Raw genomic sequence first — 10,854 nt, 5'->3', positions numbered from 1 at the left:
TGAAATACGTATATCTACGTATTATTCATAAATATACAAGGCACAACTTACGACATGGAAAAATTTTTATTTCAACATGCCACACCTTAAAAATTAACTATTTTTGCAAGCAAACTACGGGATGTGGCGCAGTCCGGTTAGCGTACACGGCTGGGGGCCGTGTGGTCGCAGGTTCAAATCCTGTCATCCCGACTTAACCAAAAATGAATCAGTTTTACTGGTTCATTTTTTAGTTTCATGAATATCAAAAGTGCAACTTTTGTAAGTGAATGAAGCTAAAAAATGAGAACGCGATAAGCGTTCATTTTTGATTTACCATGAGGGTTTTATAGGATTCTGAAAATCCTGATAAGGCAAGTTTCGCACTAAAAAGCTATAACTCAATAACAAAAACGCGATAAGCGTTCATTTTTGATTTACCATGAGGGTTTTATAGGATTCTGAAAATCCTGGTAAGGCAAGTTTCGCACTAAAAAGCTATAACTCAATAACAAAAACGCGACAAGCGTTCATTTTTGATTTACCATGAGGGTTTTATAGGATTCTGAAAAACCTGGTAAGGCAAGTTTCGCACTAAAAAACTATAACTCACAAACAAAAACGCGACAAGCGTTCATTTTTGATTTACCACGAGGGTTTTATAGGATTCTGAAAATCCTGATGAGGTAGGTATAACACTTAAAAAACCCAAATGAAGAATAAAAACTTGGTATCGGGTTATTTTTTCAGTTCTGAAATTATATCTAATGAAAGTTTCGTCAGTTCTTGAATACGAGGCAAATCGTAGGTTCCATCTTCCTTTTTAGAAATTAACTTAGACCCCATACCAACGCAGGTCACACCCGCATTAAACCATTTGGTTAAGTTCTCTTTAGTTGGAGATACCCCGCCTGTAGGCATAATACTTGTCCATTGACAAGGTCCCTTGATTGCCTTAACAAAATCGGGACCATAGATACTTCCTGGAAACAACTTTACAATTTCACAACCCAATTCTTCAGCCTTCGCAATTTCGGTTAAAGTACCGCATCCTGGAGACCAAAGTACCTTTCTACGATTGCAGACTACAGCGATATCTTCTCTAAATACTGGCGTGACAATAAAATTAGCACCTAATGCCATATACCTAGAAGCAGAGCCAGCATCGGTTACAGAACCAACGCCCAAAATCATTCCGGGTAGATTGGCTATTGCATACTTATTCAATCCACCAAATACTTCTTCTGCAAAATCGCCTCTGGCTGTAAATTCAAAAACTCTTGCTCCACCTTTGTATAATGCTTCAAGTATTTGTTTGCATGTGTCTAAATCACTTTCGTAAAACAGAGGAACTATCCCGGTTTTAGCCATTGTAGTTGCTACTTCGATTCTCGAATATTGTGCCATTAAATTTAGTTTATCTAGAGACTTCGCCAAAGGCGTCACCTTTTAGTAGTTTTTCTATTTCCTCTAAGGTAATTAAATTACAATCACCTGATATGGTATGCTTTAGACAACATGCGGCTACAGCGAGGTTTAGCGCTTTTTGTTTGTCATAATTATCACTTAAAATTCCGTAAATCAATCCACCCATAAAGGCATCTCCACTTCCCACTCTATCTACCACAGGTGTTACTTCCTTAACATCGGCGCTGAATAAGGTTTTACCATCGTACAACACCCCTCCTATTCTTTGATGAGAGGCACTAACAGAATACCTTAAGGTTGTAGCGACTATTTGTAAGTTAGGGCATAATTTATAAAGTTTATCGTATAAAACTGGAAGCGATGTTTCGTTCTGATAGTTTGGATTCACTTTATCCTGACCTAACATAAAGAATGCTGTATCTATATCTCCCAATATAATGTTGCTATTTTGTAGTAATTTGGGCATCACCTGATTAGGTTCTTTCCCATATTGCCATAATTTAGATCTATAATTCAAATCGGATGAAATAGTAATTCCCATAGCATGTGCTACTTTTACTGCCTCTAAGCATACTTCGGCGGCAGATTCAGAAATTGCTGGTGTAATACCACTCCAATGAAACCAACTAACATCTTTAAAGACCGATTCCCAATCTATTGATCCCTTTTCGATGGTGGCCATCGAACTATGCGCTCTATCATACACAACATTACTGCTGCGAGTTCCTGCTCCTGTTTCAAAGTAATAGATGCCCAGTCTATCACCACCAAATATAACATTTGCAGACTCTACTTTAAATTTGCGCATCTCTTTTAATGCACAAGCTCCTATTTCATTTTCTGGTAATCTCGTAATAAATTCAACCGGAATTCCGTAATTCGCCAGAGATACTGCTACATTAAACTCTCCACCCCCGTAGGAGGCTGCAAATGTTTTTGCTTGAGAAAATCGCAAATGACGCTCTGTAGAGAGTCTTAACATAATTTCTCCAAATGTGACAACTTTACTCATTATTTGAATTTATTTTCTGAATATACCTATTAAAAAGCCAAGTAGTTTCAATTTTTTGATATCTAATTTTGAAAAAGATACGCAAAAAACAAAACTACTCGACAGTTGCATTATTAATTTTTAAATTCCCAATGCTTGTCCGCCACCCACTTGAATGGTTTCGGCTGTAAGGAATGCCGCATCTTTACTAGCTAAAAATGAGACCACTGAAGCCACATCTTCTGGCTGACCCAAACGACCTAGCATAATATTGTTGGCCCATGACGCAAAAACTTCTGGCTTTGTTGCTTTAATTTGAGCATGAAACGGAGTGTCTATAGTGCCTGGAGATACTGCATTCGCTCTAATTCCGTATTCTGCCAAATCTTTTGCTAATGCTCTGGTGATTGCATGAACTCCAGCTTTAGAAGTTCCATAAACACCAGCTCCTGGTCCACCAGCAGTCCAACCTGCATTAGATGTATAATTAATTATTGATGGATGGTCTCCCTTTTTTAGAAAAGGAATCGCAGCTCTTGAAGCAAAAAATACTGAATCGAGGTTTAACGCCATTACAAATCTGTAAAAATCTGTGGTCATATCTTCAAATCTTGATCTTCCGCCCAGCCCGCCAGCGTTATTCACTAGCACATCAATTTTACCGTATTTTTCACCAATTTTTTTAATGTTAGCTGAAACTTCCTCCTCTTTAGTAACGTCAAAACCATAATACTCGGCGGTAATCCCATTTGCTGTGAGTTCTTCAACTCTTTTAGCTCCTTCTGCATCGTCTATACCATTTAAAATTACGGTATATCCATCTTTACCTAATCTTTCAGCTACAGCAAATCCTATACCTCCAGTAGCTCCCGTTATAATGGCAATTTTATTTTTTAATTCACTCATAATCTATAATTTAAATTTTTAAAACAATTTTTTTTAAACTTCTACATCTATTGGTTCAATCTTTTTAATCAGCAGGAAGACTGATACTACTGCCAGAGGTGCTAATACCGCCAAAATCACAAATGCTGGTGTGTATGAATCTACCGTTATAATTGGGATTAACCAGTTCATAATGATCACAGAAACGGCTCCTATACTTCCCCCAAGCCCTGCGAGGGTTCCAACAGATTTTCCGCTAAGAAGATCACTCGGAATTGTTTGTATGTTACTAATCGCAAATTGAAATCCGAATAACACCATAAATACGAAGCATACAAACTTTAATGGTGTATTTGCAAACAGTATAGCTCCTATAATTGATATTACAATAATTACTGCACCAATGGTCATTGTTTTTTTTCTGCTGAAATCAACTGTTTTTTTCTTTATCAGTCTTTGGGCATACCACCCTCCCGCTAAACTACCAACCATTGCTCCAACATATGGGAACCATGCGTAATACCCTATTTCTTTTACGTTGAAATTGTATTCTTTAAAGAGATAAATAGGCATCCAGAAAACAAATAACCACCAAATAGGCTCAATAAAAAAGCGAGCAGCAATTACTCCCCAAGCTTCTTTTTTTGACAGTATCTCCATCACACTTAATCCTTTTTGAACCTCATCACCTTGTCTCGAGGCATGTCTACCATCTACAATATGCTTTTTTTCTCCATCGGTTATCCAAGGATGGAATTTTGGCTTGTTCTTATTAATGATAAGCCATGGAATAATCCAAACGAATCCTAGCACACCAATAATTACAAATGTTAATTTCCAACCATAGGCTCCAAATAGTTCTGCTATGGTAGGAGCAGCAACGATTGAACCAATACCTGCGCCAGCGTTAAATATACCTTGCGCCAATGCCCGTTCATGAATAGGAAACCACTCCGCATTATTTTTAACAGCTCCAGGCCAATTACCTGCTTCGGCAACTCCTAATAATCCTCTGTATATTCCTAAAGAGGCCGCTCCTCTTGCAAAAAAGTGCAATACCGAGGCTAGTGACCAAAAGAAGATTGACAATACAAAACCTATTCTGGTTCCTACCTTATCGTATACTTTTCCTGAAATAAATTTACCAGCAGCGTATGTAATGGTAAAAATGTTTATTACCCAAGCGTAATCTGCTTCTGTCAGACCCAAATCTTTACTCATTTCGGGCCACATAATACCCAGAGCAGATCTATCTATATAGTTAATGATGGTCGCCAAGCAAACAAGCCCAATAATCCACCATCTAAGTCCCTTTATTTTCATATTTTCTAAATTTCGTTACACCAAGACTCTTCGGAAAAGGCGTGAGCTTTCTATGTCAACCTACATAAGCAGGTTGAAACGTTATTATATTAATAAATTGACAAGCTTAAATTTGAATAGTAACTATCCTGTAATTTTTAATTATCGTATTAAACGTGTGATTGAATGCAATGATCAAACACTATACTTCTACATTGTAGCAATATTTATATAATTCTTTAAAATGTTGTTTCATTCTTTTCTTAGCCAACTGCGGGTTTTGTTCCTTTATTGCTTCGTAAATTAACCTATGTTCTTCAATTCCAGAGAATGCTAAGGCAGCATCACACACGTGGTACTTTCCAAAATTTGTAATTATTTCAGGAGTAATGATTAACATAAATGTATTCATAGAACTATTTCCACTGGCTTTCGCTATTGCTAAATGAAAAAGTAAATCTTCTTGAACTGCGTCTTCGCCATTGGTTACTTTTAGTGCATATGCTTCTAGCGCATTTTTCATACTTTCAAGATCCTCTTCAGTTCTTCTAATAGCAGCCAACCTTGATGTTTTTAATTCTAGAAGAATTCTTGTTTCAACCAGCGATTTGAAGTCTGGATCTTCAAGACGTAGAATATCGTCTATCATTCCATTCATAGCCACCACACCAATATTGGCGACAAACGTTCCACTTTGAGGTCTAGATTTTAATAGTCCATAAAATTCCAGTTTTTGAATGGCCTCGCGAATGGTACTTCTAGTAACCTCAAATTTTTCTGAAAGCATACGTTCAGACGGTAGCTTATCGCCAGGTTCTAAATTCTTATGATTTATTAAATCTCGAATTTTCACTATTACCTGTTTCTGAAGCGAATAGTTTTCATTTGTTGTAAGAATTTCTACTTTCATAAATGCGAATTCAAATACTGATTAACCAACTTAAATTTTTCTAAAGTTATATAAACAGAAATAAATTTTCACTTTGCGAGCTTATAAATTTTATTCTTCTAATAAGTTTTACTGGTCTTTATATGACCAGTAAAACTTTTAACAAAATTTAATGGCTAATCAAATAACTGCTAATAATATCTCTTTAACCTAGTCTTCTCGCTCATTTTGTTGTAAAAGTTTTGATGCTTTTAGTAATTTTTTGTGTCATAAACTATATAAGCTACCTACTAACACCAAAACTCACAACAATATATAAGCACTTCTAATTTGGTAATTTAATTAGTACCCAGGATTTTGAGTAATTACTCCATCACTTGCTAGGACTTCTGATGTTGGAATTGGAAAAACATAATAGTTAGGATTAACTACTTCTCCCATTTCTGCATCAACGGTTCCAGTTCTAACCAAATCGAACCAACGTTGTCCTTCAAAAGCTAATTCTAGCCTTCTTTCATCCTGAATTGCTTGTCTTACTAAAGCCTGTGTGTTAAGCGTAGCCGGATCTAGATTTTCTAATCCTGCTCTTTCTCGAATATCATCTAACAATGCCAACACGGTAGCTGGTGATGATCCATTTTCATTTAGCGCTTCTGCATAAAGTAGAATAACATCAGCTAATCTTAACTCTATCCAATCGTGGTCAGGACCTCCTGATTGAGGAAATTTAGGAGAAGCTAAAGCCATAGTATCTATGGTTACAACTCTTCTTAAATCTCCGCCACTAAGTGTGTCTGAGGCAACCGAATCAAAAGCAGCGACCAAGTCTAAATCTAGAGGCTCTAAAGCTTTTGTATCTAGCCCGAAAAACCATTCCCAAAATTCAGAGAAACCATATTCGTCTACTACAGATCCAGATCTTTGGGTTGCAAAAATGATTTCAGAATTTAAATCATTTGCTTCACCAAAAATATCTGCGAAATTCTCTTGTAAACTCACTCCCGCACCAGAAGCTCCACTTACTACAGCCGATAATTGAGGTTCTGCCTTCGCATAGTCACCCATATGCATATAGACTTTACCCAAGATACCTTGAGCCGCAAGTTTTGAAGCTCTACCATTGGTTGCACTATTTCCTAAAGCTCCTATGGCAGCTTGTAAATCTGGTATGATGATATTATTGTATACGTTTGCAGCAGGTACTCTAGTCAGATCAAACGCTGGGATATCTTCAATGTTTGGTGATGTTAGTATAACAGGAACATCTCCGAACACCTGTACTAGTTTGAAATACGACAATGCTCTTAAGAATTTTGCTTCACCTATTTGAGTAGCATCATCTCCATTTTCGATTACATTATTAGAACTCAAGATAGACTTGTATAAAGCTGTGTAGAAAGGTCCAAAAAATTGATCTTCCATAACCGTTAGCTCACTGTTAAATCTGTCAAATGCTGGATATGGTTCTTCATCCATAAGCGCATTATCTGCTCTAAAGTCACCCATTACAGCCATTGGCGTAACAGCACCAAGCTGGTAGTAATATGCTGCGTTTAGAACTCCGGTAAAATCTGTTAAAGAATCTGCGCTAGCAATGTTCTCTGGAACTTCATCCAGGTCTGTGCTGCACGACATTGTTAACAACAATGATCCTAAAAATAATATATATACTTTTTTCATCTTTTTCATCTTTTAAAAATTAACATTTAAACCAAATGTAAAGCTTCTTACAATCGGGCTTGCACCTACTTGCACTCCATAAGTCGTAGGCCCTAGGTAACCACCATTGGTAGTTTCTACACCTTCTGGGTTAAAAGAAGTGTAATCATCTCCCCATAAGTACAGTAGATTAGTTGCTGCAGCATAAATTCTTGCAGAATCAATCCCAATTTTACTAACCCAGTCTGGGTTAACTGTATATCCTACTGTAAGATTTCTAAGCGCTACATAAGATGCGTCTTGTACTTGTGCATCTAACTGGTTATTAGAATCTAAATAATACTCTCCGTTATGATCGGCTATACCGTCTTCGTTTGCATCGAAGCTAGAACGTAGTCTTCCTCCAAATTCTGAATTGTAATAGATTGGGTCAACATTCCAAACATCACCTCCTTGAGAACCTTGAAATTGTAGTGACATATCAAAGGCCTTATAGTTCATAGAAGTGTTAAAACCATAGTAAAAATCTGGTGTGTTCTGTCCAATTTTCACTAAATCTCCACCTTCTTCAACTGTTTTTGTCTTATCAATAACACCATCTCCATTTTGGTCAACAACATAAAACGCCGAACTATTAATACCAATAGCACGTGTTGGGTCTGCTATATACACATCTTCCACCTGTCCTTTAGTTTCTAATCCCCACATCTCTCCTATTTCTCCACCTACATAATTTCTAAATACAGGACCTCTACCACTCTGCCCGTAAATGGTTCTAGGTAATTCTTCAAGACCACCTAAATCTGTAATTTCAGTTTCTACCGTAGAAAGGTTGGCACCGATATCCCATCTAAAATTGTCGTTTCTCACAATAACTGCGGAAAGTTCAGCTTCTAATCCTGAGCTTCTTACGTCACCAGAGTTAAGTCTAATAGATGTTGTACCAAATACCTCAGAGACACTTTGGTTAATTAAGATGTCTTCAATATCTGATGTATAATAATCTATTCCTAATCTAACACGGTTATTCATAAACCCTAAATCAATACCGTAGTTTGTTTCCGTATTTGTTTGCCAAGTTAGGTCTGAATTTGCCACATCTGATGGGATTAAAAATCCTGTTCCGAAGGCTGTTGGTTGGGGATTCAAAAGACTTAAAGAGCTATACGCACCTAAATCTGAAGTAGTTCCTAAAGATCCAGTACTGAATCTAGGCTTTAGTAAACTTAAAAACTCAATGTTATAGAAAGATTCGTTATGAACGTTCCAACCTAAAGAAAGAGCTGGGAAGGTTTTGTACCTGTTGTTTGATCCGAAACGTGAGTCACCATCTCTACGTACCGAAGCCGACACTAAGTAACGATTATCAAAAGCGTAGTTTAATCTTCCGAAGACACTCCATCTTGAAATAGTCTCGTCACGCTCTGTTACAATAATGTCTTCTGGATCTAACAGGTTGTAGTTTATAATATCACTAAACGGTACATTTGAACCATTTAAAGAATTACCATTAAAATTAATTCGTTGAAATTCTACCCCCGCTACTGCAGATATATCATGACTACCTAATTGCTTAGCGTAATTCAACGTAGTTTCACTTAAAGTAGATGTTTGTTTTACCGTTGTTTCATCTAAAGCTGTCTGATTAGAACGTGCTCTAGAATCGAACTCAAGTCCTCTCCAGAAATAATCTTTAGTATCTCTAATATCTGCACCCAAAACTGCTTTAATATTTAACCCATCTAACAAACTGTATTGTAAGTAAGACGTTACATTAGCGAAAAAGGTTTTTTGCCAACGGTCTGTGTTGTCAAGTTTAGTTGCTGGACCAGCATCTCCAGATCCTCCAATACCGTTACCACTTCTTCCGTAATGCCAGTCTTGTGCCGTATCTCCTGGCTGTAAGGTGTAAATACTCTTGTTGAAAGGTGAATCAGGTCCTGCTCTGTAACCATCATCAAATGCATCAAGCCCCATCGCTTGTGCTTGTCTATCTAATTGTTGAACAAAAGCAATAGACGCCGCTGTATGGTAAATTGGAGAAATGCTATATGCTCTTAAAAGGTCTCTCATGTCATGACCTACAATATCTCTTTCTGAAGCAAAACCATTGAAACTTACTCCTGTTTTAAATTTTTCACCAATTTTAGCATCCACATTTAAACGAGCATTAAGTCTCTCAAAACCCTGTGTAATCACAATACCTTCAGTATTTTGATACCCAACTGAAGCAAAGTAATTTGCGTTATCAGAACCACCACTCATACTAAAGTCATGACTTGTACTGTATCCGTTTCTAAACAAATAATCTTCTACAGCAACCACGTCTGGTGAATTTCTATAGGCGTTTATCTTGTAGTTTACGAAGTTCGGATCTAATTCAGAAACATCATATGTACCATCGGCAATACCAGCCTCTAGCGTATTAGCCCATTCTCCAGCTGTCATGTTAATATTGTCTACCAAATATCGGCTTGAAATACTAGTGTAGGTATTATAACTAAAAGAAGGCTCACCCTTTTTTCCTTTTTTGGTGGTTACTAATATAACACCGTTAGCCCCCCTAGAACCATAAATAGCCGCAGATGCAGCATCTTTTAACACCTCTATACTATCTATATCATTAGCGTTTACAGTTGCTAAGCTCCCTGAGATAGGATAGCCGTCTACAACAATTAACGGATTGGAGTTACCATTTATAGACGAAGCCGCTCTTACTTGAATTTTAGGGTCTGCACCCGGAGCACCGTCTTGGTTTTGAATTAGTACCCCTGCTAATTTTCCTGCAAGTGCATCGTCTACACGAGTGGCTTGAATTGCAGCGAGATCACCACCTTCTACCTTCGCAATTGCACTGGTCACGTTACTTTTCTTAAGCGTTCCATAACCTACAACAACTACCTGCTCTAATGTATTCTCATCTTCAGATAACGTAATATTTAAGGTTGTCTGATTTTCAATCAAAACCTCTTGCGTTACAAAACCGATATAAGAGAACACCAATACATCCCCGCTTTTTACACTAATTGTAAAATTTCCGTCGAAATCAGTAGATGCCCCAACAGTAGTTCCCTTAACTATAACGTTAGCCCCAGGAATACCCATTTGATCAACTGCTGAAACTACGGTACCCGAAAGCGAGTAGTTTTCTTGTGCAATAATTACAATGCTACTGAAGAGCATCATAATTAAAGTTAACTTCGTTTTTAAATTCATAATTAAATTATTTAAAGTTTTTGTGATTAGATATAAAAGAAAAGATAATGGTCTAACCTATTCTTTTTTGGTTTACCAAACTGGTCAACCAATTTGGTAAACCAAATATATTAACTTTTTCTTAACTCGCAAGTAATTTTGAAGTTAAATATGAATTATTCCATAAAATCTTCACGAATTGGGCTAAACACGTCGATTAGAATACCCTTTTCAGTGCAAATTGCGCCATGTAATACATGCGGTGGGATATAGACAGAGTCTCCACCTTTTACTGTTTGCGTTTCGTCTCCGATGCTAAAATTGAATGAACCGCTCTCTACATAGGTTACTTGAGAGTGATGGTGCTCGTGTTTATAGCCTATGCCTCCCGTTTCAAATTCTACTTTAACGAGCATAATTTTATCATCATAACCCATTATTTTTCTTTTTACACCTTCTCCTACTACCTCCCATTCTTGGTTTTTGTCTAGTAAAAATTCTTTGCTTGCTCCAAATGTTTTCATAA

At 37.0% G+C, this 10,854-nt stretch carries 8 protein-coding genes and 1 tRNA gene; 1 reads left to right on the top strand and 8 read right to left on the bottom strand.

Annotated elements, in window-relative coordinates; genetic code table 11:
- Positions 1-117: 117 nt before the first annotated feature.
- Positions 118-192, top strand: a tRNA-Pro gene (locus tag G5B37_RS00495).
- Between the two features lie 525 nt (positions 193-717).
- On the opposite strand, the gene G5B37_RS00490 is transcribed toward G5B37_RS00495, so the two are convergent.
- From G5B37_RS00490 to G5B37_RS00455, 8 genes are all read right to left on the bottom strand, one after another.
- Positions 718-1,386: a bifunctional 4-hydroxy-2-oxoglutarate aldolase/2-dehydro-3-deoxy-phosphogluconate aldolase gene (locus tag G5B37_RS00490; RefSeq protein WP_164678094.1), complete on the bottom strand. Its 669-nt coding sequence runs from the start codon at positions 1,384-1,386 to the stop codon at positions 718-720.
- 10 nt (positions 1,387-1,396) lie between these two features.
- Positions 1,397-2,419 (bottom strand): sugar kinase, encoded by a 1,023-nt coding sequence (locus G5B37_RS00485; protein ID WP_164678093.1) that lies wholly within the window; start codon positions 2,417-2,419, stop codon positions 1,397-1,399.
- A 120-nt stretch (positions 2,420-2,539) separates the two neighbouring features.
- Positions 2,540-3,304 carry an SDR family NAD(P)-dependent oxidoreductase gene (locus tag G5B37_RS00480; protein ID WP_164678092.1) on the bottom strand — a complete coding sequence of 255 codons (765 nt, stop codon included), beginning with the start codon at positions 3,302-3,304 and terminating at the stop codon, positions 2,540-2,542.
- Positions 3,305-3,337: 33 nt separating this feature from the next.
- Positions 3,338-4,606, bottom strand: coding sequence for an MFS transporter (locus G5B37_RS00475; protein ID WP_164678091.1), 1,269 nt, complete (start codon positions 4,604-4,606; stop codon positions 3,338-3,340).
- A 181-nt stretch (positions 4,607-4,787) separates the two neighbouring features.
- Positions 4,788-5,495, bottom strand: coding sequence for a FadR/GntR family transcriptional regulator (locus G5B37_RS00470; RefSeq protein ID WP_164678090.1), 708 nt, complete (start codon positions 5,493-5,495; stop codon positions 4,788-4,790).
- A 321-nt stretch (positions 5,496-5,816) separates the two neighbouring features.
- Complete coding sequence (locus tag G5B37_RS00465) at positions 5,817-7,154, bottom strand: RagB/SusD family nutrient uptake outer membrane protein (RefSeq protein WP_164678089.1); 1,338 nt, start codon at positions 7,152-7,154, stop codon at positions 5,817-5,819.
- A gap of 12 nt (positions 7,155-7,166) precedes the next feature.
- Positions 7,167-10,349, bottom strand: coding sequence for a SusC/RagA family TonB-linked outer membrane protein (locus G5B37_RS00460; protein WP_164678088.1), 3,183 nt, complete (start codon positions 10,347-10,349; stop codon positions 7,167-7,169).
- Between the two features lie 155 nt (positions 10,350-10,504).
- Positions 10,505-10,852 (bottom strand): cupin domain-containing protein, encoded by a 348-nt coding sequence (locus G5B37_RS00455; RefSeq protein ID WP_164678087.1) that lies wholly within the window; start codon positions 10,850-10,852, stop codon positions 10,505-10,507.
- Positions 10,853-10,854 lie beyond the last annotated feature (2 nt).

This window comes from Rasiella rasia, assembly GCF_011044175.1.
GTDB classification, from domain to species: domain Bacteria; phylum Bacteroidota; class Bacteroidia; order Flavobacteriales; family Flavobacteriaceae; genus Marinirhabdus; species Marinirhabdus rasia.
The sequence above is the reverse complement of the archived record's forward strand: the minus strand, read 5'-3'. Positions and strand labels throughout refer to the sequence as shown.

Bases quoted from the DNA above. Each gene is read 5' to 3' on its own strand.
- G5B37_RS00460 (WP_164678088.1), bottom strand. From the start codon at position 10,349: ATGAATTTAAAAACGAAGTTAACTTTAATTATGATGCTCTTCAGTAGC.
- G5B37_RS00485 (WP_164678093.1), bottom strand. From the start codon at position 2,419: ATGAGTAAAGTTGTCACATTTGGAGAAATTATGTTAAGACTCTCTACA.
- G5B37_RS00455 (WP_164678087.1), bottom strand. From the start codon at position 10,852: ATGAAAACATTTGGAGCAAGCAAAGAATTTTTACTAGACAAAAACCAA.
- G5B37_RS00470 (WP_164678090.1), bottom strand. From the start codon at position 5,495: ATGAAAGTAGAAATTCTTACAACAAATGAAAACTATTCGCTTCAGAAA.
- G5B37_RS00480 (WP_164678092.1), bottom strand. From the start codon at position 3,304: ATGAGTGAATTAAAAAATAAAATTGCCATTATAACGGGAGCTACTGGA.
- G5B37_RS00490 (WP_164678094.1), bottom strand. From the start codon at position 1,386: ATGGCACAATATTCGAGAATCGAAGTAGCAACTACAATGGCTAAAACC.
- G5B37_RS00475 (WP_164678091.1), bottom strand. From the start codon at position 4,606: ATGAAAATAAAGGGACTTAGATGGTGGATTATTGGGCTTGTTTGCTTG.
- G5B37_RS00465 (WP_164678089.1), bottom strand. From the start codon at position 7,154: ATGAAAAAAGTATATATATTATTTTTAGGATCATTGTTGTTAACAATG.